The 23,730-nt window shown below is 63.3% G+C and carries 19 protein-coding genes and 1 tRNA gene; 14 read left to right on the top strand and 6 right to left on the bottom strand.

The genetic code is table 11. From position 1 onward, the window contains the following. Positions 1–50: 50 nt before the first annotated feature. Complete coding sequence (locus J3454_RS07480) at positions 51–2,267, top strand: transglycosylase domain-containing protein (RefSeq protein ID WP_349513103.1); 2,217 nt, start codon at positions 51–53, stop codon at positions 2,265–2,267. Between the two features lie 73 nt (positions 2,268–2,340). Here the strand turns inward: J3454_RS07480 and J3454_RS07475 are convergent, their stop codons facing one another. The 3 genes from J3454_RS07475 to hflK form a co-directional block, all read right to left on the bottom strand. Next, entirely contained in the window at positions 2,341–3,870 is a 1,530-nt protein-coding gene (locus J3454_RS07475) for a Do family serine endopeptidase (RefSeq protein WP_349513102.1), read from the bottom strand. A gap of 193 nt (positions 3,871–4,063) precedes the next feature. Then, the gene (hflC, locus tag J3454_RS07470) at positions 4,064–4,909 is read right to left on the bottom strand and encodes a protease modulator HflC (protein ID WP_349513101.1); all 846 of its coding nucleotides are present in this window, start codon (positions 4,907–4,909) and stop codon (positions 4,064–4,066) included. Positions 4,910–4,913: 4 nt separating this feature from the next. Next, entirely contained in the window at positions 4,914–6,029 is a 1,116-nt protein-coding gene (gene hflK / locus J3454_RS07465; protein WP_349513100.1) for a protease modulator HflK, read from the bottom strand. 132 nt (positions 6,030–6,161) lie between these two features. On the opposite strand from hflK, the gene J3454_RS07460 reads away from it, so the two are divergent. The 4 genes from J3454_RS07460 to J3454_RS07445 all read left to right on the top strand — a co-directional run bounded on the left by J3454_RS07460 (position 6,162) and on the right by J3454_RS07445 (position 12,078). Then, positions 6,162–7,181, top strand: coding sequence for an Mrp/NBP35 family ATP-binding protein (locus J3454_RS07460; RefSeq protein WP_349513099.1), 1,020 nt, complete (start codon positions 6,162–6,164; stop codon positions 7,179–7,181). 3 nt (positions 7,182–7,184) lie between these two features. Further along, a complete protein-coding gene (locus J3454_RS07455) occupies positions 7,185–9,470 on the top strand; it encodes a molybdopterin cofactor-binding domain-containing protein (protein ID WP_349513098.1) in 2,286 nt (761 codons plus the stop codon). A gap of 79 nt (positions 9,471–9,549) precedes the next feature. Further along, on the top strand, positions 9,550–10,596 hold the full coding sequence (gene hemH / locus J3454_RS07450; protein ID WP_349513097.1) for a ferrochelatase: 1,047 nt from the start codon (positions 9,550–9,552) through the stop codon (positions 10,594–10,596). 66 nt (positions 10,597–10,662) lie between these two features. Further along, entirely contained in the window at positions 10,663–12,078 is a 1,416-nt protein-coding gene (locus J3454_RS07445) for a cytochrome P450 (RefSeq protein WP_349513096.1), read from the top strand. 135 nt (positions 12,079–12,213) lie between these two features. Here J3454_RS07445 and J3454_RS07440 read toward each other — a convergent pair whose 3' ends face one another. Next, positions 12,214–12,384: a DUF1674 domain-containing protein gene (locus tag J3454_RS07440; RefSeq protein ID WP_349513095.1), complete on the bottom strand. Its 171-nt coding sequence runs from the start codon at positions 12,382–12,384 to the stop codon at positions 12,214–12,216. 54 nt (positions 12,385–12,438) lie between these two features. Between J3454_RS07440 and J3454_RS07435 the strand changes: the two genes are divergently transcribed. Further along, a complete protein-coding gene (locus J3454_RS07435) occupies positions 12,439–13,692 on the top strand; it encodes an RsmB/NOP family class I SAM-dependent RNA methyltransferase (protein WP_349513094.1) in 1,254 nt (417 codons plus the stop codon). Positions 13,693–13,747: 55 nt separating this feature from the next. Then, positions 13,748–14,971, top strand: a complete 1,224-nt coding sequence (locus tag J3454_RS07430; protein WP_349513093.1) for an NRAMP family divalent metal transporter — start codon at positions 13,748–13,750, stop codon at positions 14,969–14,971. Here J3454_RS07430 and msrA read toward each other — a convergent pair whose 3' ends face one another. Then, positions 14,972–15,532, bottom strand: a complete 561-nt coding sequence (gene msrA / locus J3454_RS07425; protein ID WP_349513092.1) for a peptide-methionine (S)-S-oxide reductase MsrA — start codon at positions 15,530–15,532, stop codon at positions 14,972–14,974. A 96-nt stretch (positions 15,533–15,628) separates the two neighbouring features. Between msrA and J3454_RS07420 the strand changes: the two genes are divergently transcribed. The 7 genes from J3454_RS07420 to J3454_RS07390 all read left to right on the top strand — a co-directional run bounded on the left by J3454_RS07420 (position 15,629) and on the right by J3454_RS07390 (position 20,528). Next, positions 15,629–16,525, top strand: a complete 897-nt coding sequence (locus tag J3454_RS07420) for a class I SAM-dependent methyltransferase (protein ID WP_349513091.1) — start codon at positions 15,629–15,631, stop codon at positions 16,523–16,525. Positions 16,526–16,543: 18 nt separating this feature from the next. Further along, on the top strand, positions 16,544–17,422 hold the full coding sequence (gene aguB / locus J3454_RS07415; RefSeq protein WP_349513090.1) for an N-carbamoylputrescine amidase: 879 nt from the start codon (positions 16,544–16,546) through the stop codon (positions 17,420–17,422). A 12-nt stretch (positions 17,423–17,434) separates the two neighbouring features. Further along, a complete protein-coding gene (gene folK / locus J3454_RS07410; protein ID WP_349513089.1) occupies positions 17,435–17,935 on the top strand; it encodes a 2-amino-4-hydroxy-6-hydroxymethyldihydropteridine diphosphokinase in 501 nt (166 codons plus the stop codon). Between the two features lie 32 nt (positions 17,936–17,967). Then, positions 17,968–18,043: transfer RNA gene (locus tag J3454_RS07405), tRNA-Lys, on the top strand. A 138-nt stretch (positions 18,044–18,181) separates the two neighbouring features. Continuing rightward, on the top strand, positions 18,182–18,865 hold the full coding sequence (locus J3454_RS07400; RefSeq protein ID WP_349513088.1) for an Abi-alpha family protein: 684 nt from the start codon (positions 18,182–18,184) through the stop codon (positions 18,863–18,865). Between the two features lie 410 nt (positions 18,866–19,275). After that, on the top strand, positions 19,276–19,983 hold the full coding sequence (locus J3454_RS07395) for a hypothetical protein (RefSeq protein ID WP_349513087.1): 708 nt from the start codon (positions 19,276–19,278) through the stop codon (positions 19,981–19,983). Positions 19,984–20,027: 44 nt separating this feature from the next. Further along, positions 20,028–20,528, top strand: coding sequence for a DUF885 family protein (locus J3454_RS07390; RefSeq protein ID WP_349513086.1), 501 nt, complete (start codon positions 20,028–20,030; stop codon positions 20,526–20,528). A gap of 267 nt (positions 20,529–20,795) precedes the next feature. Here J3454_RS07390 and J3454_RS07385 read toward each other — a convergent pair whose 3' ends face one another. Beyond that, on the bottom strand, positions 20,796–23,225 hold the full coding sequence (locus J3454_RS07385; protein WP_349513085.1) for a CehA/McbA family metallohydrolase: 2,430 nt from the start codon (positions 23,223–23,225) through the stop codon (positions 20,796–20,798). Positions 23,226–23,730: the final 505 nt, after the last annotated feature.

Here is a 23,730-nt window from a genome sequence, read left to right as displayed (position 1 = left end):
GGCCTGCTACGCCCGGTCGTGACGGGCAGTAACGGATAGAACGTCAGGCCATGTCCAAAAGGGGTGACCGGTTGCAGAACAAGGGTGCGCGCGGAAGCCGCCGGGCAGCAGCAGGGCGAGCCGAGGCTCCGCCTGCGCGCAACAAGACGGCTAGCGGCGGCGGGAGCAAGCCGCCCTCGCGCTGGCGGACGTGGCTGAAGCGGGGCTTCTGGACTGCGACCGGGCTGGCGCTGCTGGGCGTCATATTCCTCGGCTTCGCTGTTGCGTTCGCAGCACGTTCGATCCCCAGCTATTCCGCGCTCGTGGCCAATCAGCCGGGCCAGACCATCGTCGTCCGCGCGCGCGACGGGCGCGAAATCGTCGAACTGGGTCCAAGCTTCGGGGAGTGGCTCGATTACGGCGAAATCCCCGACAACATGAAGAACGCGATGATCGCGGTCGAGGACAAGCGCTTCCATTCGCATATCGGGGTAGATCCCGTGCGGCTGACCGGCGCGCTGGTCGAAGGTGTAACCGGTTCGCGCGCGCGGCTTGGCGGCACGTCCACCATCACCCAGCAGCTGGCCCGCAACCTGTTTCTCAATTCCAACCGCACGTTCGACCGCAAGGCGCGCGAGGCGGTGCTGGCGCTGGCGCTCGAATGGAAGTTCTCCAAGGAGGAAATCCTCGAGCTGTATCTCAACAAGGTCTATTTCGGTGGCGGTGCCTACGGCATCGACAGCGCAAGCCGGAAGTTCTTCAGCCACCCCGCGACCGAACTCAGCGTCGGCGAGGCGGCGATCATCGCCGGGCTGGTCAAGGCGCCGAGCCGCTATGCCCCCACCGCAGATGTACAGGCCGCCGTCGACCGCGCGCAGGTGGTGCTGCGGCTGATGCGCGAACAGGGCTACATCACCTCCGATCAGGCGAGGGTGGATGTCAGCGCCGTGCAGCTGAAGCAGCAGGCGGGGCAGAATTCGGTGCGGTATTTCACCGATTGGGTGCTGCCGCAGCTCGACATCATCCTGCCCGAAACCTTCGAGCCGATCGAGGTGTGGACCACGCTCGACATCGGGATGCAGCGCGCCGCCACCACCGCGATCGAGGCCAACACGCCCGGCAATGCGCAAGGTGCGCTGGTGAGTCTCGACCGCGACGGCGCGATCCTCGCGCTGGTGGGCGGCACGGATTATGTCGCCACAAATTTCAACCGCGCCACCGATGCGATGCGCCAGCCGGGTTCGTCGTGGAAGCTGTTCGTCTACCTTGCCGCATTGGAAGCGGGATACACGCCCGAGGATCTGGTGGTCGATACCCCGGTGACGATCGACGGCTGGAGCCCGCGCAATTCCAGCGGACGCAATATCGGCGAGACCGATCTGCGCACCGCCTTCGCCTTCTCGATCAACACTGTCGCAGCGCAGCTCGGCAACGAGGTCGGCTTCGGCACGGTTGCTTCGATGGCGCGGCGGTTCGGCATCACGTCGGAAGTTTCGACCTTCCCGGCGATGGTGCTGGGATCGTCCGAAGTGCGCCTGATCGAAATGACCCGCGCGTTTGCCGCTGTCTCGGCCAAGGGAGTGGGCGTGGAGCCCTATGGCATCGCCAAGGTGACCACCGCCGACGGAGAACTGCTCTACCAGCACGAACGCGCCCGGGAACGGGCTCTGGTCCCTGACTACGTGGCGGCGGGAATGACCGATCTGTTGCAGGCCGCAGTGCAGACCGGGACAGGCCGTGCAGCGCAGATCGGGCGGCCGGTGGCGGGCAAGACCGGCACCACCTCATCGAACAAGGACGGCTGGTTCGTCGGCTTTTCCAGCGGCATCACGACCGGGGTCTGGATGGGCCGCGACGATGCCAAGGCGGTGCCCGGCCTGCAGGGCGGGCGCGCCCCGGCACAGGCGTTTGCGGCCTATATGCGCTATGCGGTCAAGGACCGGGCGGTGGAGGACTTCGATACTACGGTCGAACTGCCGGAATGGCAGCTGGAACCCGACGAGGAAGCGATGTTCGGCGAGCCGGATGATTATTACTATATCGACGAGCAGGGTAACCTGATCGAGCCGGGCCGCCGCGAACCGACCCCCAGCCCGTTCGGCATCGAAGGGGAGCGCCCCCTCGATCGCGAGCGTGAACGGGACCGGGAGCGCCAACGGGCACGCCCGCAGGATGGTCCGCCGGCGGCAAGCCAGGATTTTCTGGAGGAAGCCACCGGCGGTGCGATCCCGCCCGAACCGCGCCGCCCTCCGCCTCAGCCGCAGATCATCCTCCCGCCCGAATACTAGGGCAGAGCATCAACGGAAAAAGGGCGCCGGGATCTGTTCCCGGCGCCCTTTTCGTGTGCTTTGAGGCTGGCGATCAGCGCAGGCGGATCGGGAAGAAGGCCGGAGGCTGGGTGCGCCGCTGGATGCGCAGCAGGATGGCCTCGCGGTTTTCGGCACTGGCGGCATTCACCTGCGCCAGCAGATCCTCGATCGAGGCCGTCGCCTGATAATTGGCCGACAGGATGATGTCGCCGCGGCGCAGGCCCTTGCGCGCCGCGTCCGAATTGGGATCGACAGCGCCGATCACCACACCGCTGGTGTCCACCGGAACGCCAAGCGAGCGGGCGATCTGCGGGGTCATGCCGAGCACCTGCAGGCCGAGTTTTTCCTCGATCGTGCCGTCCGAAGTGCCGGGTTCCATCGGCTCTTCGGCATCGGGATCGAAAGTCTGGGACTGCTGCTGCAATTCAGCTTCCGTTGGTCGCTTGCCGAGCGTGACGTTGAGCGCCAGTCGCTGGCCGTCGCGCTGCAGTTCGACCGGCACGACCGCGCCCGGTTCGAGATTGGCGACGAGGAAGGACACGGTCTGGTCGGCGGTCACGTCCTTGCCGTTGATCTTGGTGATGATGTCGCCCGGCCGCAGCCCGGCGCGCGCGGCAGGGCTATCGTCCTGCACCGTCTGCACGAATTCGCCGCGGCGCTTTTCGAGGCCGAGCGAAGCGGCGAAATCCTCGTTGATCGGGGCAAGGCCCACGCCGAGATAGCCGCGCTCGATCTCCTGCCCGGCCTTCAACTGATCGACGATCGGCGCAGCGATTTCGGCGGGGATGGCAAAGCCGATGCCGACGCTGCCGCCCGAGGGCGAGAAGATCGCGTTGTTGATGCCGATCACATTGCCGCGCATGTCGAACAGCGGACCGCCCGAATTGCCGCGGTTGATGCTGGCATCGGTCTGGATGTAGCGGTCATACGCGCCGCCCTGCCCGGTGTTGCGATAGACCGCCGAAACGATTCCGCTGGTGACAGTGCCGCCAAGACCGAAGGGGTTGCCGATTGCCACCACCCAGTCACCCACACGCGCCGCGCTGGAATCGCCGAAGGTGACGAAGGGGAAGGTCCGGCTGGCATTGATCTTGAGCACCGCAAGGTCGCTCGCCGCGTCGGAGCCGACCAGTTCCGCCTCGTATTCGGTCCCGTCGGGCATGGTGACGGTGATTTCTTCCAGCGTCGCATTGGTGTTGGGCGGTGAGACCACGTGGTTGTTGGTCACCACGAAGCCATCGGCCGAAATGATGAAGCCCGAACCCAGCGACTGCGCCTCGCGCGTCTGGGGCTGGCCGCCGCCGCGACGGTTGAACAGTTCCGCGAACGGCGTGCCTGCGAACGGGTTGTTGCTCACCTCGATCCGCTGGCGGGTGGAGATGTTGACGACCGCCGGCTGCAACTGCGCGGTGAGATCGGCGAAGCTGGCCGGCGCGCCGGCAATCGGCACCACCCGCTCCATCACCGCATCATCGTTCTGCGCCACCTGCGCGCCCAATGGCGTGCCGGTGATCAGCGAGACCGCAGCGCCGCCGACCAGCAGCGCGCTCGTGAGTCCATATACATAGCGCACTTTGTTCACGTCCTCTTGATCCTTATCTTGTGGCGGAACGCGCAGGTGCCCCGCGATGTTCCTTGAAACCCAGTTCCGGCGACCGCGGGGGCGCGGTGCCGAACTTGCCCAATGCGCCCCCGAAAAAGCGTTTCGGCCCTGAATGCCGATTGAACGCGGCTTTTCATTCGCCGAATGTCGGAGGACGCCCGTCCAACGACGTTCAGCGCTCGCCCTGGAACTGGCGGAAATATTCGCTGTCGTCCGACAACACCATGGCGCTCTGCCCCTCGCCATTGAGGAAGGTCTGACGATAGCTCTGCATCGCGCGGTAGAAATCGTAGAAGCCGGGATCCTTGTTATAGGCATCGGCATAGATCCGCGCAGCTTCGGCCTGGGCTTCGGCCTGGATGATCTGCGCATCGCGGTTGCCCGCCGCACGGATCGTCGCGGCTTCTTCCTGACGATCGGTTTCCATCCGGGTGAAGGCAGCATCGAGCGGGCGGCCTTCGGGCAGGTCAGCCGCCTTGATCCGCACGTCGAGCACCTGCGCGCCGTAATTGCGCGCCTGTTCGTCAAGCGTGCGGGTGATGTTGGCCATCGCGGTCCCGCGCTCTGCGGAAATCAGCGAGGCGAACGGCCGCCGACCGAGTTCCTGCCGCACCACCGAGGTGAGGATCGGCAGCAGCTGCGATTCGAGCTGGCGTTCGTTGCCGGCGCGTTCGACCAGCTTGACCGGATCGATGATGCGATAGCGCGCATAGGCATCGACCTGCAGCCGCTGCTGATCGTTGGAGAGCACTTGCGTGCGCTCCATGTCGAGATCGAGCACGCGGCGATCGACCATCTGCACCTGTTCGACGAAGGGGATGCGCAATTGCACCCCGGCGCCGGTCTGCCCATAGGGCTGATCGGGCCGGAACATGTTGAAGATGCGCACCGGCTGACCGGTACGGACCACCACCGCCTGATGGGTTTCGGGCACGATCACCACTGCGGACAGCAGCGCCACCACCACCGCAATCAGGGCAATGGCCACTACCTTGTAGTTTTGCTTCAGAGCATTCATGACCTTATTCTCCCTGCGGCCGCGGCGGCTGGACCGCGCCCTGCGAGCGACGCTGCAATTCGGGCAGCGGCAGGTAGGGGGTGACATTGCCGGACTCGACGATGGTCTTGTCGGTCTTGGACAGGACCGCCTCCATGGTCTCGTAATACAGGCGGCGGCGCGTCACTTCGGGGGCGAGGCGGTATTCCTCGTAGATGTTGTTGAACTCGCTCGCGTCGCCCTGTGCGCGGGCCAGCATCTGCTGTGCGACCGCACGCGAACGGTTGATCGCGGCATCGGCATCCTGCTGAGCCGAAGACACGTCCTTGAACGCCTCTTCCACCCGGCCTGGGGGGTCGACCTTGTTGATTTCGATCCCCTGCACCATGATGCCTGAACGATAGGCATTGAGCCGCGCCTGCATGCGCTGGCGCACGTCCTGTTCGATCTCGGCGCGGCCTGCACCGGTGAGCACCGTGTCGAGGTTGCGGCGCGCCACAGCGGCGCGCATCGCGGCCTCACCGATTTCGAGCAACGCGTTGCGCGGGTCATTGAGCTGGTACTTGTACAGCGCAAGGTCGGAGATATTCCAGCGGATCAGGTAGCTGAGGTCGACCAGGTTCTGGTCGGAGGTAAGGATCAGTTTTTCGGTGTTGGTGCCGGGCACTTCTTCCGAACGGATCTGAGTGACGTTTTCCTTTTCGACCATCTGGATCGGCCAGGGTGCGGTAAAGTTGGTGCCGGAATCGAGCGTGCCGGAATAGGCGCCGCCCAACCACGTGACCACTGCCTGTTCGCCGGGCTGAACGAAATGCACGCTGCTGACAGCAAGCCACAGCGCGGCGACCCCGCCGGCAATGATCGGAACCCAGCTCTTGCCGCCGGGCCGTTCGGGCAGGCGGAAGGTCGGGCCGCCGGGGCCGCCCCCGCCAGAACGACGCGGGCCTTCCGGGCCGCGGCCCTTGAAGATATCCTCTATACTGGCGGAGCGCCGCTTTCCGGGCTCGCCGCCGCCGGGCGGCAGCCACGGGTTGCGCGGGCCGTCCCCGTCACCGCCCGAACCGCGATCCGCGCTCGGGCCGTCCACGCCGGGCTCATCGCCCTTGCCGGCATTGCCCCAGGGGTTCTTGTTGCCAGCCATGGCAAGGCCGCGAGCGGCCCCGCCAAGACGTTCTCTCCAACCGTCCAATCTTTGCATAATGCCCTTATAGGTACGCCTTCACACGAAAAACAGGGGTTGGCTGTGTGAAATTGATGGTAGAGGCGTGACGCCATGAGCAAGTCACAGGATTCAACCCGCCAGTCCCCCCGTCAGCCGGAAGCCGAAGAAGCGTTGATTCGCGCCGCTTTGACGCCCGAAATCAACCACCGCGTGCGCTCTGCCCGGATCGTCGCGGCGCGCGCGGTGATCGTTGCCGAGGCGGGCGATCTGTCCTCTGCCGACCGCGCGGCGCTGGAGGCCGATATCACCGCCGCGCTCGCCCCGCTGGCCGGGATCGACGAGGTGCGCGTCGCGCTGACCGGCGAACGCCGCCGCCGCCGCCTGATCGCGGTCGGATCGGGCAAGGGCGGGGTCGGCAAGTCGACGCTCACCACCAACATCGCGGTCGCGCTCGCGCGGACGGGCCGCAAGATCGGCGTGATCGATGGCGACATCTATGGCCCCTCGCAGCCCAAGCTGCTCAAGACCGAGGGGATCAAGCCCGGTGCTACGCCCGACGGCAAGCAGCTTGTGGCGATCGACAGCCCCTACGGGGTCAAGGTCCTGTCGATGGGCCACATCGTCGCACCGGGCAAGGCGCTGGCGTGGCGCGGACCGATGACCGGCAAGGCGCTGAGCCAGCTGGTCGATGCCGAATGGGGTGATACAGATCTGCTGCTGGTCGACCTGCCGCCGGGCACGGGCGATGTGCAGCTGTCGATGCTGTCCGCGCACAAGCCCGATGGCGCGATACTGGTTTCGACCCCGCAGGACCTTGCGCTGATCGATGCCGCGCGCGCCGGGCAATTGTTCGAACAGGGCGAGGTGCCGATCATCGGGCTGGTCGAGAACATGGCGGGCTATTGCTGCCCCGAATGCGGGCATATCAGCGATCCCTTCGGACAGGGCGGGGTGGAGAAATTCGCCGCCGCATTGGAAATCCCGTTCCTCGGCCGGGTGCCGTTGACGCTGGAGACCCGGATCGCGGGCGACAAGGGCGAACCGCCCGCCGCCGGCGATAGCGAGGCTGCCGCACCATTTGCCGCGATCGCGCAGAAACTGTCGCGCTGGCTTGATACCGGGACGGTCTGAGTGATGCCGGTATCGCGGCGCGGCGTGCTGGCCGGAGCGGCTGCCGGAGGCGGTCTGCTGGTGGCGTGGTGGCTGGTTCCCCGCGCCTACGGCACCCCGCTGGTCGCGGCCAAGGGCGAGCATGTGTTCGGCGCCTGGCTCAAGATCGCCGCCGATGGGGTGGTGACGGTCGCCGTTCCGCAGCTTGAGATGGGTCAGGGCATCACCACGCTGCTGCCGCAGATCGTCGCCCATGAGCTGGGGGCAGACTGGCGGCAGATCGCAGTCGAGCCTGCGCCGGTTTCGGGCGCCTATGGCAATGTTCCGCTAGCGCAGAAATGGATTGCGCTGTGGGATCCGCTGGCTGCGGGGCTTTCGGCGCGCACCGATGCTTTGATGGCGACCCGGTTCGCCGGGGCGCAGCGGTTCAATGCGACTGCGGAAGGAACCTCGCTTCCCGCCTATGAAATGAGCTGCCGCGAAGCCGCCGCCGCTGCCCGCGCGATGCTGGCGCAGGAGGCCGCATCGCGCTGGGGTGTGACATGGGAGGAATGCGAGGTCGAAGGCGGCTTCGTCATCCACGGCGAACGCCGCGCCAGTTTCGGTGAGCTGGCCGAGGCGGCGGCGGGATACAGCCCGCACGATCCCCCGCCTTTGCGCCCCGAGCCTTTGCGCGAGGCCCCACTCCCGGCGGATTCCGATCAGGCCCCCGCCTATCCCCGTATCGATCTGCCGTCCAAGGTCGATGGCTCCTGGCGCTTTGCCGGGGACGTGCGCCTGCCGGGCATGGTGTTCGCCTCGATCCGTCACGGGCCGACCGATGGTTCCGAACTGACCGGGTTCGACCGCGATGCGGCGGGCGAAATCCGCGGGCTGGCGGGCATCGTCGAAAGCAAGCGCTGGCTGGCGGTTGCCGCCGAGACATGGTGGAGCGCGGATGCGGCGCTGGAGGCGATGAAGCCCAAATTCGCTGTCAGCGCGCCAGTCAGCAGCAACGAAATTGCCGCCAAGCTCGATACCTTCCTAACCGGCGGGGAGGGTTTCATCATCGCCGAAACCGGATTTGGCGCCGCCGCCATGACCCGGGTGGACATGGCCCGCCGTTACGAGATCGAGCCGCACCACGCCGCGCCGGTCGAAACCGCCACCGCTGCGGCGCGCTTTGCCGACGGCCGGCTCGATCTGTGGCTGGCTAGTCAGGCGCCCGAGCAGGCGCGCATCGCCGCCGCCCGCGCCATCGGCATCGCGACCGAGGACGTAGCGCTTTATCCCATGCCCGCAGGCGGCAGCTTCGACGCCCGGCTGGAGCACGACCATGCGATCGAAATTGCGCTTATCGCGCGCGAGCTTGCCAAAGACGGCCCGCGCCCGGTGCAACTCACATGGCCGCGCCGTGACGAGCTGATCCGCAGTCGCCCGCGCCCGCCCGCTTGGCTGCTGTTGGGCGCGCAGCTCTCCGGGGCCGATGACGGCGCGATCGATGCCTTGCGCGTGCGCATCGCCACCCCGCCCGCCGCGCGTGAATTCGGCCAGCGCCTGTTCGGCAACCTCACCACCATGGCGGCGATCCGCGAAACCAGCGGTCAGCCCGATCCGCTCGCCTGCGAAGGCGCGGTGCCGCCCTACGAACTGCCGGGCGTAGTGGTCGAGCATGTGCCGGTGGAAATCGGCCTGCCGGTCGGCCGGGTGCGCGGCAATTCTCACGGGCCGACCACCTTCGCGATTGAAAGCTTCATCGACGAGATCGCAGCGAAGTATGGGCGCGAACCGCTGTCGTTTCGCATGGCGATGCTTGGCAATGATGTGCGGCTGGCGGCGTGCCTGCAACGCGCAGCGCAGCTTGCCGGGTGGGACGGGGGCGCCGACCAGAGCGGGCAGGGCCTTGCCTGTGCGCGCATCGGCGATGGACCGGAGGCTGCGCGTATCGCCTGCATCGCCACCGCGCGGCAGGGCGAAGGCGGGGTGCGCGTGATCCAGTTGGCCGCAGCCGCGGATATCGGACGGATCGTCAACCACGACATCGCCCGCCAGCAGATCGAAGGCGGGCTGGTGTTTGGGATGGGTATTGCGCTGGGCAATCCGGTCAAGCTGCGCAGCGGGATGCCCGAAAACCGTGATTACGCCGGGCTGGGCCTGCCGCTGCTGGCCGATTGCCCGGCAATGCGTATCGAATTTATCGCCAGCGAAGCCCCGCCCGCCGATCCCGGCGAGCTTGGCGCGGTGGTCGCCCCGCCTGCGATTGCCAATGCGCTGTTTTCGGCTACAGGCTTGCGGCTGAGACGATTGCCCCTACTTTCGGACGGCATATGACCCGGACAAAATTGCAACACCTTGTCCGGGCCACGGCCAGTGCCCGGAAACGAAAGCCCTGCGATACGTTGGGACGGCTATGACCTGGCAGACCCAGCGCCTTCCGGGCGACCACCCCCCCGTTTCCAGCGGCATGATCGGCGTATTGTTGGTCAATCTGGGCACGCCCGACGGGCCGGACCCGGATTCGGTGCGGCGCTATCTAAAGCAGTTCCTGTCCGACCGGCGGGTGATCGAAATCCCGCCGATTGCGTGGCAGCCGATTCTGCGCGGGATCATTCTCAACACCCGCCCTCAGAAGAGCGCCAGGGCCTATGCCAAGATCTGGACCGACCGCGGATCGCCGTTGGCGGACATCACCGCCGGGCAGGCCGAGGCGATGGCCAAGATCTTCGTTGCCCGGTTCGGCGACAAGGTCGTGGTCGATTACGCGATGCGTTACGGCAAGCCCTCGATCGAGCAGCGCATCGGCGAGATGATGGCCAAGGGCTGCGACCGCATCCTGATCGCGCCGATGTATCCGCAATATTGCGCCGCCACCACCGCCACCGTGTTCGACGAGGTCGCCCGCGTGCTGGGCGACATGCGTTGGCAGCCGGCGATGCGGTTCGTGCCGCCCTATCACGACGACCCCGCTTACCTCGGTGCGCTGGCCGATGATCTGACCCGGCAGGTGCAAGGCCTGGCGTTCCAACCCGAAGTGATGCTGCTGAGTTTCCACGGGATGCCGCTGCGCACGCTGGAGAAGGGCGATCCCTATTACTGCCATTGTTCCAAGACTTCGCGCCTGCTGCGCGAGTTGCTGGCCGAGCGGCCCGAATTCGCGGGGGTACGGTTCGAAACCACCTTCCAGTCGCGCTTCGGCCCGGCGCGCTGGCTGGAACCGTCGACCGATACCACTCTGATCGAGGAAGGGCAGAAGGGCACCAAGCGCCTCGTTGTCGCCGCGCCGGGCTTTGCTGCCGATTGCGTCGAGACGCTGGAGGAACTGGCGCTCGAAGGCCGCGACGAATTCATCGAAGCCGGCGGCGAGGATTACGCCGTGCTCGATTGCCTCAACACCTCGGATCACGGATTGGCGATGGTCGAGGCGATATTGCGGCGCGAGCTTTCGGGCTGGATTTAACCTCGCGAGTTATTTACACCAAGGTCAGTTGCTAATCCGAACCTTAAACGGAGCGCCGAGACCACCATGGCCACCCTTGCCGAAGCCCCGCATCCTGCTGACCCCGGCCCTGCCGATGCGCCCCGCCACTGGAGCGAGCGGCGGCTGACCGAGGCCGACCTAGCCCACATTCCGGGCGACGCGGGCTGGCCTCTGGTGGGCAACACCTTCACCATGCTGGCCGATCCGCACGCCTTTGCCGAGCGGATGATTGCGACCCACGGCAAGGTCTACAAGAACCGCGCCTTCGGCGGTTGGCAGGTCGCGCTGATCGGCGCGGAAGCCAACGAACTGCTGTTGTTCAACAAGGACAAGATCTTCTCGTCAGAGCAAGGCTGGGGCCCGATCCTCGACCAGCTATTTCCGCGCGGGTTGATGCTGATGGATTTCGACCATCACCGGATCGATCGCCGCGCATTGTCGATCGCGTTCAAGCCCGAACCGATGCGGCATTATTCGGGCGCGCTCAATCGCGGCATCGCCCGCGAAGTCGCCGGCTGGGCCGGGCCGATGGAATTCTACCCGGCGATCAAGAAACTCACCCTCGATCTCGCGGCGGACAGCTTTATCGGCCTGCCGTGGGGGCCGGAAGCCGACAAGATCAACGAGGCTTTCGTCGACATGGTGCAGGCCTCGGTCGCGCCAGTGCGCAAGCCGCTGCCCTTCACCAAGATGAAGAAGGGTGTCGACGGGCGCGCTTTCCTCGTCGATTACTTCACCCGCGAAACCCTGCGGCGGCGCGCGGAAGGCGGCGGACAGGACATGTTCAGCCAGTTCGCCACCGCCACCCGCGAGGATGGATCGCTGCTTCCGGTCGATGAAGTGGTCGATCACATGAATTTCCTGATGATGGCCGCGCACGACACCATTACCTCGTCAGCCACATCGCTGATCTATTATCTCGCCACCAATCCCGAATGGCAGGAAAAGCTGCGCGAGGAGATTTTCGCGGTCACCGGCGGGCCGGACGGTGGCGGCAACCCGCGTGCCCTCGATTACGACGATCTGGCGAAGCTCGACCTCACCGAAATGGCGTTCAAGGAATCGCTGCGGATGGTTCCGCCCGTGCCCTCAATGCCGCGCCGGGCGCTGCGCGAATTCGAATATGGCGGCTACCGCATTCCGGCAGGCACGATGGTGGGGATCAATATCTATTGGACCCACCATTCCGAGGAATACTGGGACAACCCCTTCGCCTTCGATCCGATGCGCTTCACGCCCGAACAGGTGAAGGCGCGGCACAAATATGCCTGGGTGCCGTTCGGCGGCGGCGCGCATATGTGTCTCGGCCTGCACTTTGCCTATATGCAGGTGAAGGTGCTGCTGGCGCAGTTGCTGCAACGCTACCGGATCGAGGCCGCGCCGGGTTACAAGCCCGACTGGCAGGACTGGCCGATCCCGCAGCCCAAGGATGGACTGAAGGTCACGTTCGTCCGTCTTTGAGCTTACGCACGCCCCTCCGGGCGTGCGTCCTCGACGCCGTTCCTCCGCTTCGCTCCGGGCGTCTGCGGGCGGGCGGTCGCCCTTGCGGCGGCTTGCGCCGCCGAGTGGCTCCATCCACTTGCACTGTGTCCGTCTTCAAAAATCCCACGCGATCCCGTCCTTCTCCCAATCGCCATAGCGGGTCGGGGAAAGCTCGCGCGGTTCGTCTTTCAGCGGATCGGTCTGTCTTGGCGCGGGCACCGGATCGTTGGTCCAATGGGCGGGCTTCTTGAACGCCTTGGCGGCTTCGGACTTCTGTTTGGTCATGTAAGGCAAATGCCCATGCTGGCACTTGGTTTCAATACTGGTTAGAGGCGGGCGATGCCAGCTACCCCCGGACTTCCCGTGCGCCGCGCCGCGCTTCGCCTGCTCGATGCCGTGTTCCGGCGGGGCGAGACGCTCGAACAGGCCGAAGGCGCCGCGCTGGGCGACATCCGCACCGCGCCCGACCGTGCGCTCGCCAAGGCGATTGCGGGCGAGAGCTTGCGCTGGCTGACCGATCTCGACGCTCTGATCGACAGCGCAACCAAGCAGAACCTGCCCGATGACGCCAAGGCGCGGATGGTGCTGCGGATCATGCTGACGCAGGCGCTGCGGCTCGACACGCCGCCGCATGCCGTGATCGCGACCGGATTGCCACTGCTGACAGGCGGGCCGCGCCGGTTGGCGCATGGCGTGTTCTCGGCGCTGGTGAAGCCGGGCCGAAGCGTGCTGCCCGAAGCGCCGACCTTGCCCGATGCCGTGCGCGCCCGCTGGGGCGAGGAACGCGCCGCCGCGATCGCCTCCGGCCTCGCCTTCCCGCCCGAACTCGATCTGGCGCTCAAAGACACAGGCGAGACCGAAACCCGCGCTGTCCAGATGGGCGGCATCAGCCTTGCCCCCGGCCATATCCGCCTGCCGCGCGGTGCGGCGGTGGAGAGTTTGGCCGATTTCAAGGCGGGCGATTGGTGGGTGCAGGATCTTGCGGCCTCGATCCCCGCCCGGCTGCTGGGCGCGGGGGAGGGCAAACACGCGCTCGACCTTTGCGCCGCGCCCGGCGGCAAGACGATGCAACTGGCCGCAGCCGGCTGGAACGTCACCGCGCTCGACAGCTCCAAACGGCGGCTGGAACTGCTGAAAGACAACCTCAAGCGCACCGGACTGAAAGCCTCGCCCGTGCGCGCCGATGCGCTGACGTGGGAGCCGAAACACCGCTTCGACGCAATCCTGATCGACGCACCTTGCACCGCGACCGGCACCTGCCGCCGCCATCCCGACGTGCTGCACCGTATCGGCGCCCGCCAGATTCCAGAGCTCGTCGAACTGCAACGCGCACTGGCGGCCAAGGCGGCAGAATGGCTCAATCCCGGCGGGGTGCTGGTCTATGCGGTATGTTCGCTAGAGGCCGAAGAGGGCGAGGAACAGGCGGCGTGGATCGACGCCAATTGCGGCCTTGCGGCCCAGCCGATCACGCCTGAAGAACTCCCCGCTGGCCTCACCCCCACAGGCAAAGGCTGGCTGCGCACCCATCCGGGTATGCTGCTTGACCAAGGCGGGTTGGACGGGTTTTTTGCAGGGCGGTGGAGCAAGCGCTGAAAACGCTTTGCAGCGCTGGACAGCCATGCAACACACCGATGTCTAGGGGGTGTTCATGATGTGGCGCGTGATCGGTCCGGCCTTGCTGTTTTCCGGAGCGGCGATCGGCACCTCGCATCTTGTCCAGTCGACCCGAGCGGGCGCGCTATACGGCCTCGCTCTGCTGATCGTCATCGCGCTGATCTGCATCCTGAAATATCCCGCTTTCCGCTTCGGTGTCGATTACGGGCATGCCACGCGCCGGTCGCTGCTGGTCGGATATCGCGAACTGGGCGTTTGGGCGCCGCTGCTTTTCGCGACCATCTCTCTGGCCGTGTTCCCGATCATTTACGCAGCACTGGCGTCTGCGACTGCCGGAATTGTCGTCGCGGTTTTTGGCCTGACATGGCCGGTGCCCGCCCTTGGCCTTATCATTCTGGTCACGGCGACAGCCCTGCTGCTTGCGGGCGGATACAGTTGGCTCGACATCGTCAACAGAGTGCTGGTGGCCTTCCTTGTCGTATCGACGCTGATCGTAACCGCCCTGGTACTCCCCCGCGTCGATTGGGGGACGCTGGGTGCAACGGGCTGGGTCAGCGATCCCAAGGCGATCCTGTTCATCGTGGCGCTTGCGGGTTTCATGCCCAACCCGCTCGACGTTTCGGTGACCTTGTCGATGTGGACCGCTGAAGCCGAGCGCGCAGAGGGAGGGAGCAAGGTATCCCTTCATGAAACCCGGCTGACGTTTCTTTCCGGCTATCTGCTGACCGCGTTTCTTGCCCTGTGCTTCTGCATCATTGGCGCAGGGGTCATGCATGCGCGCCAGATTGCCCCCGAAACGAGCGCGCCCGGCTTCGCGCAGCAGATCGTCGCCCTCTACAGCGAAACGCTGGGTCAAGGAGCGGCGCTGTTGGCTGCGATTGCCGCGCTCTCGGTCATGGCGACGACCGTTCTGGCAGCCATCGATATCGGCGGACGAAATGCCGCCTCGACATGGCAGCAGATCGCCCGCGACGACAGCGAGGCCGTTTTCCAGCGGGTCTACCGGATCACGATCCCGGCCATGATTGTCGCGACTGCTGCCGTCCTCTACCTTTTCACAAGCACCTTCACGGCCTTGCTGGACCTCGCAACGAGCGCGGCTTTTGTCGCCGCGCCGGTCATCGCGACGCTCAATCATCTCGTTGTGACGCGGTGCGCCATGCCGGAGGACAGTCGGCCAGGACGCGCCATGCGGGCGCTCAACATCGCGGCGATTATCGTGATGACCAGCCTCGCGGCTGTTTATTTCCTGATGTGACTAGCCGTCCGACTTCACATACTTCTGAAAAGACTTGCGCAGTTTCATCAGCTTGGGTGGGATCACCGCCTGACAATAGGGATTGCGTTGACCTTCGCCGTCCCAGTATTCCTGATGATAGCCTTCCGCCGGATACCACTCCATCAGCTGTGTCCCGCCGTCGAGACCTTCGATAGTGGTCACCGCCATCTTGCCGTTCTCGGCATTCCAGCGCCCGATTGCGGCCTTGGCTTCCTCGCCCTGTTCGTCTGATAACGGGAAGATTGCTGAACGGTATTGCGTGCCGACATCGCCGCCCTGGCGGTTCAATTGCGTCGGATCATGCGTGCCGAGGAACACGTCGTACATCTCGCCAAGGCTGATGGTACCGGGATCATAGGTCACGCGAATCGCTTCGGCATGGCCGGTGCTGCCGGTGCATACTTCCTTGTAGGTCGGGTTGGGTTTGCTGCCGCCGATATAGCCGCTTTCGACCTCGCTTACGCCGACAACATCGCGGAACACCGCTTCGGTGCACCAGAAGCATCCGCCTGCGACAATCACCGTTTCCAAATTGCTCATCGAAATCTCCGCTTATTTCTGCCAGAGATAGGACGGCGGATCGGAAATGCCACATGTGTGTTCCGGTTCAACTGCATTTCCCAAGGGAGAATACCCATGAAGAAGCTGATCCTTGCCCTCGCCACCGCGAGCGGCCTTGCCATCGCCGCGCCTGTTCTCGCCGATCATCACGGCGGCAAAGGCGAAAAGGCAATGATGCACGAAGGCATGACGCAGAACGAGATGGCTGCCATGTTCGCCAAGCATCATGGCGAGGCGCTGTCGGCTGCGATCAATCACCCTACCCGCGCCGACGATGCCAAACGTGATGAATACCGTAACCCATCGGAAACGCTCGCGTTCTTCCATGTCGCGCCGCACATGAAGGTGGGTGAATATGCGCCCGGCGGCGGCTGGTATTCGCGCCTGCTGGGCCATTATCTGGGCGGCGAGGGGCAGCTTGTCGGCCTCTACACCAACCCGCTTACCGCCACCTCCGATCCGGCGCGCCAGCAGCGCGTGCGTGACATGGCCGCAGGCTTTGGTGCGGAAGTTGCCGGCTACACCGGTCTGCCGGCCGAGAAATTCTCCGGCATGACTCTGGATGCCATTCCCGATGACCAGAAGGGCACCTTCGACCGCATTCTCGTGTTCCGCGCGTTGCACAGCCCGACCCGTTCGGGCACCGCCGACACCGAAATCCGGGCGATGCGCGAACTGCTCAAGGATGACGGCATGATCGGCATCGTCCAGCACCGTGCAAAGGCCGATGCGGCGTGGTCCTATGCCAATGGTTCGAAGGGATACCTGCGCGAAGCCGACATGATCGATTTCATGCGCCTGCAGGGCTTCGAACTGGTCGAACGCAGCGATATCAACGCCAACCCCAACGACACCGCCGATCACGCGCAAGGTGTGTGGGAAATGCCGCCTTCGCTGGCGACCAAGCGTGAAGATCTGAAGGGCAAGGGCGAAAGCGACCGGATGACTCTTCTGTTCAAGAAGGCACAATAACCCGCTAAGGGCGGCGGCATGACCGCTATCACTGTCGCCGCCCTTCAGCTTGCCTTGGCCTCTGCGGATGAGGCCGCCAACATCGCCGCTGTCAGCGCGCTGGTGGAGGAAGCCGCCGCCAAGGGTGCGCAGCTGATTCTGCCACCCGAACTGTTTTCGGGCGAATATTTCTGCCGAGCGGAGGACGAGGCGCTGTTCGCGCTCGCACGCCCCTGCGCCGAGCATCCCAGCGTGATCGCGATGCAGGAACTCGCCGCGCGGCTGAAGGTGACGATCCCCACCAGCTTTTTCGAGCGGGACGGGCATCACTATTACAACACGCTGGCGATGATCGGCCCCGATGGCGCGCTGATGGGCACCTACCGCAAAAGCCACATTCCCGATGGGCCGGGATACGAGGAAAAATACTATTTCCGCCCCGGCAATGATGGTTTCAAGGTGTGGGACGTGCCGGGCGAGGATGGCGCGCTGGTCAAGGTCGGTGTCGGCGTGTGCTGGGATCAGTGGTATCCCGAGGCCGCGCGCGTGATGGCGCTGCTGGGCGCGGAACTGCTGCTCTATCCCACCGCGATCGGGTCCGAGCCGTATGACGCCGCGCTCGATACCAGCCGAATGTGGCGGCGGGCGATGATCGGCCATGCGGTGTCGAATTGCATGCCGGTGGTCGCCAGCAACCGCATCGGCCCGGAAGGCCCGGCGGAGCGCGCGCAAAGTTTCTACGGCCATTCCTTTATCACCGACGAGTGGGGCGATTACCTCGCCGAATACGGCGCGGCGGAAAGCGGCGTGCTGATCGCCCGGCTCGATCTGGCACGTGCGGCGATGCACCGCGCCGGCATGGGCTTCTTCCGCGACCGCCGCCCGCAGCTTTACGGCCGGATTGCCGAAGATATCTAGATCGGCGCCCGCTTGAGCAGCCTTTACCTGATCGCCCTGGGCAGCAACCGGCGGCACGGCCTCTATGGTCCGCCGCCGCAAGTGGTGCGCGCCGCGATGGAGGAGTTTGCCGGTTTCGGCACGGTCCTGTCCCGCGCGCCGGTGATCGCCAGCGCAGCCATGGGCGCGGCCCGGCGGCGGTTTGCCAATGCCGCGCTGGTGCTGGAAAGCGACCTTGCGCCGTCCGCCTTGCTGGCCGCGTGCAAACGCACCGAGCGGGCGTTCGGGCGGCGACCGGGACAACGCTGGGGCGACCGCGTGCTCGATTGCGATATCGTGCTGTGGAGCGGCGGGGTGTGGCGTTCGGGAGGGGCATCGGCGGGCCTCGCCATCCCGCACCCGGCGTTCCGCAATCGCACCTTTGTGCTCGGCCCGGCGGCGGCGATCGCTCCACGCTGGCGCGATCCGGTGAGCGGATTGACCCTGTCGCAACTCCATGCCCGCTTGACCCGCCCGCGCCCCCTGCCTAGGTGAGCCCCGCTCCCGGCACTGTTGCCGGAGCATGTGGGCCCGTAGCTCAGTAGGTAGAGCAGCTGACTTTTAATCAGCGGGTCACAGGTTCGAATCCTGTCGGGCTCACCATTTGTTTTAAATAGATTTTTTCTTAAAAGTGGCGCTCGTTCCGGGAGGGCCCGAATCGGCATAGCAATCACTTAGCTATCACGGGGCAAGCTTTGTTACTGCTTTGACGCTCGTGCTTGGCGTTGATACGCTCCGAGCATGGCAGTTGATCCTACCGCAATCGTGAAGCCTCTCGAAGCTTTGGCATCGTCCGAAACGATCCAAGGTGCGCTTTACGATGCATGGCAGGCAGTTATTGGTGACCGCATAGCCGCATACCGCCTAAAGAACGCGGCGAAGTTGCAGTTGAAGGCGCAGAAGCACTTTGACCAACTAGGGCTGAGTCCGGATAAAGACCGCGTCCCAGAGCGGTTCGCTATCACTTGGTTCGAAGAGGCAACGAAGCAGGACGAGGACGAAATCCAAGACCTGTTCGCTCGCCTTCTCGCCAATGCCGCCACGGGAGACGAGGACGCGCTTGATCGTCGTAACCTAGAGATTGTTTCAAAGCTTACCCCCAATGACGCCGCCCTTTTTCTCGAACTGGGACAAGGGGAATGGGGGGCGCGGCGAATTGGAACAACGCTGACGTGGGAGGATCGAGGACGTTGGATCGCGCCGACAGATAGTAAGGTTACAATGCAACTTGCGGAGCGCTCTTTCGAGCATCTTCAGACCATTGGCCTTCTAACCCGCATCACGGTAGGCCATGCGAGGATGAACAATCGCTCATTAAGAACACCGCCAACGCTCGAAACCCAAATGCAGTATCTCCTGTATCTGACCGAAGCGGGAAAATCAGTTTACAAGGCAGTCACCGGATTGTCAGTGCAATGCGCGTAGACGACGCACAGATTGTCGCCCCTAGTCTCTGCGTCCGGCCGACTGCGAAGAGGTGTCTGTGAAGCAAGCGAACCTATGGCCAGCTCTTTTCGTCTTTGGATGGCTTGGATTCCTATCCGGCGGCCACATCGAGGGCCGCAAAAAGGAAAAGGTTGCGCTTGATTGGGCGGTTCTCCAGGTCAGCAAATGCGAAAGTGCAAAGGCTGATGACCCCAACAATAGTATTTCTTTCTGCCTTGAACTCGCGATCAGCAAAGCTGAAGACGAGCGGCGAGCATGGGAGCAACAGGAGGGTCAGGACGCTCTGCCTTAGGTTTCCTCAGATGTAACGGGGGCAGGGTTGCGCGGGATTGCCGCTAAGGTGGGCAGCGCTGGTAGAAGGGCGCGATCAAGACAAGAGGGCGGAAGATATGCGAACGGTTTGGGCTGTCTTGGCAGCGGCACTACTTGCAGCGGGCTCCCCAGCCGACGCGAAATCAGTTCACAAAGAATTTTCGGAGGCGTGGTCTCAACGCGACGATGCATACGCCGAAGAGTTCACCGGATTGCTTGAGGAAGCGAATGCGGCAGTCAGCGCTTACAGGGCGGCGGTAGTCGAGAACCAGCCGCCAGAGCGGCAGGCAGCGCTTTTCAGGACGGCTATGGACAAGGCCCATGCTGCATCAGCTGCGCGCGGGCGTGGAATGCTCCTCATCGAGTTTCGCGAGTTCATGGCTGACAAGCCGTCGGCAGCACGAACGGAAGTTTGGACACAAGAGATAGCGGCAAAGCTTCAGCGGGATGAGGCAGCGTTAGACCGCCTACAGAAGAACATCGAAGCTATGCCCGAAGGCACATCCGACGATGAGTTCGCTGGTGCCATGCAAAATTGGATCGAGGCGCATGGAAACTTTCAAGGCGAGGTCGGCGAGATACTGTTGATCGACGCGAACCTGCGTAGCTACTTTGCTGGAAGGGGCGAGGAGAAGGCCAGATCGCGCAGCGCTTTAGCGGGTATCCTCGGAGGACTTGCAGCGGGATTACAGCAGCAACAAAATGGATTTGCCCCTGCGCCCCCGCTGCCTGTGACGACGCGGTGCAATACCTATTTCAGCGGCACGGTCTGCACGACCAACTAGCGCCCCGCCTTGCGCTTCAATCCGTTTAGCAGGAGCGCAGCGACTTGCTCAATCGTCGCATCGAGCAATTCGCCCATTGTCGTCAAGTGACCGCCGCAGGACGTGCAGTCTATCGCGTCGCCCCTGTCGCCAAGCACCAGCCGCACGGTCAGCATATCGCCGCAATGCTGGCAGCGCGTCCTAACGCTATGCTTCAAGTCAGCCTTCGCCATTGCTCACGCGGCATGGCGATCGACGCCGGAGTCCATGTCTACGGTTGGTCCAATGAACGGGCTATCGCCTACGCGCAGGAGTCGGGTCGATTCCTCGGCGATTCAGGGTTCGATCTGCTTGATCGCATCGCTGTCTGGCCCGGCCAATTGACTGCCTATGATACAGGCGGACTCGAAATCATCGCATTGCGCGCCGAGGCCGAGGCGCGGCTTGGCGACAGGTTCGACATCCGGTTGTTCCACGACCGGATCCTTGAGAACGGCGCGATCCCGCTCGGGGCGCTGCGTGCTCATGTCGAGGCGTGGATCGCGGAGATAGAAGCGAAGCAGTAGGAGGACGGGGCGCGAACCTGACGCTGGGAGACACGGATGCGAATGACAAATTTCCACCCCGTTGCAGTATCAGCGGGATCGGGGCTCGATCCCGAAAGCCGCCTGGCGGTTTCTGGAGGAACCAGACGTTCAACGCGGTAAGCGTGAACGGCCGCCCTCTGGGTCGATTGCGGAATGTCCGTCATCCGGCGGCCCATAGCTTATATTTGCGGTTGAATTGCCGAGCGAAGGAACGTCACTTGGACGCATCTTGGCTCATAATCAGACTTACTTTGCCAGCATATCCAATTCGCGGCGGGTCTGATCAATCCGCTTCCTCAATCCAGCCGGGATACTATTCGAGTAGCCTTCATTGAATTTGAGTTCGGAATATTCCAGCGCGCGCAAAAGGTCTTTGGCTGCGGCCTTTGCGGATTGAGGGTCGGTGCTCCCGATTTTGCCAATCCAGACGGGTGACGAATGCGCAAACTGGAATACTGTCATGCTCGGCCAACCCGTTTCGCCCCCTACGGCCCGTGCTGCAATCCAGCCTCCTTCAGGCAGGTCGACTGTTCCTGAATATCTTTTCGAACCCCGGCCTTTGAATCCAGCAATCGTTTCCACGACTTTTCCATTCACGATGATTTCGAGCCGCTCGACCGGGAGAACGCTGAATAGCTCGATTCCCCAATTTTGAATTCCTGACTTAACCGTGCTGCCTGGCGCACTCCCGCTCACTTCAAACAGCAGAGCCGGACCTGTGGTTACGAAACCAGTTCCCTTGCGGACCTGCTCTACCACCGCATCGAACACATTTTCATTGGTAGTTGTAGGAACGTAGGCGCGAGCCGTGCCGATGGCCGGAGTGCGGTAGAAGTTGGCCATCATATCAGTGCCCGAGGTGGCGGGCATCGCTTTGCCGATATTGAGGAACCGATACCATACCTCCGACGTGCCGAGCGAACTTGTCCATTGGCAAACTATTTCAAGCCCGACACCCTCGTTGAGCACCCCGTCAATTACCAGTTCATAGGGTAACGGGTTAGAAGAAAGATCAACGAAGGGATCCTTGTCACCGTCGATTGGGTGGACATAGGTGGCCAGTGCACCGCGGGCCTGAGCGAAGGAAATGGCCTGTCCGTTGTTCAAATCCTTCGTCGAATAGACAGGTTCTCTCGGACCGAAGAACCAGGGGTTGAATGGCTCCTTCAGTCCGATCATTCCGACGTGGCCATGGAAGTCTGATCGCACCTCCTGCGACAGCACGGCAGCAGTGCCGTCCGGTCTAGTTTGAACTTGCCCGATCCGCTGTGCGTCGATGTATCGATTATACTGGTTCCATGCCATGGGTGCGGCAGAATCCAGGTCTTCTCCCTGCATCGGCAGCAAGAGGTCGGACAATTCGAGCTCGGTCACGCCGCTCGCGTTCAGATGAACGTGATGGTCGGCCGAGGCATATCCGGCCTGCCTTGGCTGCCAGATTGTCTTGATGGACTGCACCAAGTTCTGCGTTTGGGTGCCAGACACTTTGATTACATCTTCGACCGGTATCGAGAATGGACCGCGTGTCACAACCACACGGTATTGGCCCTCTGGGAGCGTCAACTCCATGCTGCCGGGCGAGTAGAAATAGACTTCGCCATTGTTGTTATCCACGAAAGTCGGACCGGCAGGGTTGGCGATCGGATGTCCGTCCAGTCGCTTTACTGAAACTCTTGCGGGAGCAGGCTCACCCTTCGCCGTCGTCGTCACCAGATTGACCTTGCCGACGGCGCTTCCGTAATCCCATCGGGAAATTTCTACCTTCGATGGCTGGCCTCCGGCGACGTTGATGCGATTAAGGTGAAATTGTTGATCAGAGTTGGCCTCTACAAAATAGATGATCGTGCCATCTGACGAAAAGGCAGGATGCAATGGCTTCGCGCCGGCAGGTGTGAGCCTGCGCGGGAAACTGGGCTGATCAATGTCCATTATCTCAAGGTGCAGGCTGTTGCTGTCGCCTGCAGTGTAAACCATCGAGCGAGCCGTGGGATGCACATCGGGGTCGAAATGGGCCATCCAGCCTTGCTCAAGCAGCAATCTATCTGACTGCCCATCGGCCTCACGGACTCGCAAGGCGTAAGATGGGTATCCCATCGCATGATAGACTATTGCGCCATCTGCCATTGACCTTGCAGCGCGTCGAAGACGACCGCCCTCAATCAGTTTTTCATCCACACCTGTCGCAAGATCGCGCTGCCATATCGCCAGCCGACCGGAGCGCGCCGATGTGTAATACAGCTCCTTGCCGCTGGGGGTAAACTCAGGGTCAAGCTCAATGGCAGGGGTGTCGATTACGGTTTCAACCCCATCGCTAAGCCGCTTCAGAACCAGCGAAGTGTCACGTCCGCTGTCACGAACGAACGCGAGCAGCGCGCCATCGGGTGACCAGCGCGGCCGCCCATCTATGCCGCTACTATTTGTCAATCTGCGGGCTACACCGCTTTCGAGATCCAACACCCAGATCCAACCTTGGTGCGAAAAAGCGAGCTGTGTGCCGTCCGGCGAAGGTGCCGGATTGATAGGCCCGGACGAGAGTATCGGAAGGTTTTCCTGCTCAAGGTAAAGTTGATGGGAGAAACCTTCGACCTTGGGGTAATGATTGGTCCACTGGGCCATCGAAGTCTGAGAAATAGCCGCAAGCGAAATGGCCAACGCCATTGCTGTTAATGTCTTCATCGACTGCCCCCAAAGCATCACCCACGGTTTTCTATCGCAAACTGACGATGCTGGCGAGCAACCTTTGGTCCGCTTACCACATCCCATAGGCTAGCCGGAAATTCAGGAAATCGCGTCCGCCCTTGGGAGCCGCCAAAGCTGCTGTAAATGCCTGAGATTATCGCGCAAAGCTGAAGGTCTGCTTCGGGACGTCCAGACGGCAGCTTCTATCAAGAGCAGACATACACTGTGGTTGATCTGAACGATCGGGTCTGGGTCGCCTGCTGCTGGAAGCTCTTGGAACCAAGCCGTAGTTCCTAAATGGCATCCTGAATGACTGGCTTTGCCAGAAGCGGACGCAACCCTGCTCGGGAGCTTAGATGGCGGCTATCCAAGTTTCGCTTTCTGAAAGCCGACATGCAAGAAGCGAACCCGAAGCGGTCGTTCAGGGCAGGCCTTCTCGGGCTTGACCCGGGATCCAGCTTTGCTCCCAATCTGGCGGCCGTGAACGACCGGCTGTGGGTCG

This window comes from Erythrobacter sp. NFXS35 (genome assembly GCF_040148725.1).
Taxonomy (GTDB): Bacteria; Pseudomonadota; Alphaproteobacteria; order Sphingomonadales; family Sphingomonadaceae; genus Erythrobacter.
Note: the sequence above shows the minus strand (reverse complement) of the source record. Positions and strands in the feature narration are given on the sequence as shown.

Excerpts from the sequence above, each read along its gene's own strand:
- J3454_RS07480 (WP_349513103.1), top strand. The coding sequence starts at position 51 with ATGTCCAAAAGGGGTGACCGGTTGCAGAACAAGGGTGCGCGCGGAAGC.
- hflC (WP_349513101.1), bottom strand. The coding sequence starts at position 4,909 with ATGAATGCTCTGAAGCAAAACTACAAGGTAGTGGCCATTGCCCTGATT.
- hflK (WP_349513100.1), bottom strand. The coding sequence starts at position 6,029 with ATGGCTGGCAACAAGAACCCCTGGGGCAATGCCGGCAAGGGCGATGAG.
- J3454_RS07460 (WP_349513099.1), top strand. The coding sequence starts at position 6,162 with ATGAGCAAGTCACAGGATTCAACCCGCCAGTCCCCCCGTCAGCCGGAA.
- J3454_RS07455 (WP_349513098.1), top strand. The coding sequence starts at position 7,185 with ATGCCGGTATCGCGGCGCGGCGTGCTGGCCGGAGCGGCTGCCGGAGGC.
- hemH (WP_349513097.1), top strand. The coding sequence starts at position 9,550 with ATGACCTGGCAGACCCAGCGCCTTCCGGGCGACCACCCCCCCGTTTCC.
- J3454_RS07445 (WP_349513096.1), top strand. The coding sequence starts at position 10,663 with ATGGCCACCCTTGCCGAAGCCCCGCATCCTGCTGACCCCGGCCCTGCC.
- J3454_RS07440 (WP_349513095.1), bottom strand. The coding sequence starts at position 12,384 with ATGACCAAACAGAAGTCCGAAGCCGCCAAGGCGTTCAAGAAGCCCGCC.
- J3454_RS07435 (WP_349513094.1), top strand. The coding sequence starts at position 12,439 with ATGCCAGCTACCCCCGGACTTCCCGTGCGCCGCGCCGCGCTTCGCCTG.
- J3454_RS07430 (WP_349513093.1), top strand. The coding sequence starts at position 13,748 with ATGATGTGGCGCGTGATCGGTCCGGCCTTGCTGTTTTCCGGAGCGGCG.
- msrA (WP_349513092.1), bottom strand. The coding sequence starts at position 15,532 with ATGAGCAATTTGGAAACGGTGATTGTCGCAGGCGGATGCTTCTGGTGC.
- J3454_RS07420 (WP_349513091.1), top strand. The coding sequence starts at position 15,629 with ATGAAGAAGCTGATCCTTGCCCTCGCCACCGCGAGCGGCCTTGCCATC.
- aguB (WP_349513090.1), top strand. The coding sequence starts at position 16,544 with ATGACCGCTATCACTGTCGCCGCCCTTCAGCTTGCCTTGGCCTCTGCG.
- J3454_RS07400 (WP_349513088.1), top strand. The coding sequence starts at position 18,182 with ATGGCAGTTGATCCTACCGCAATCGTGAAGCCTCTCGAAGCTTTGGCA.
- J3454_RS07395 (WP_349513087.1), top strand. The coding sequence starts at position 19,276 with ATGCGAACGGTTTGGGCTGTCTTGGCAGCGGCACTACTTGCAGCGGGC.
- J3454_RS07385 (WP_349513085.1), bottom strand. The coding sequence starts at position 23,225 with ATGAAGACATTAACAGCAATGGCGTTGGCCATTTCGCTTGCGGCTATT.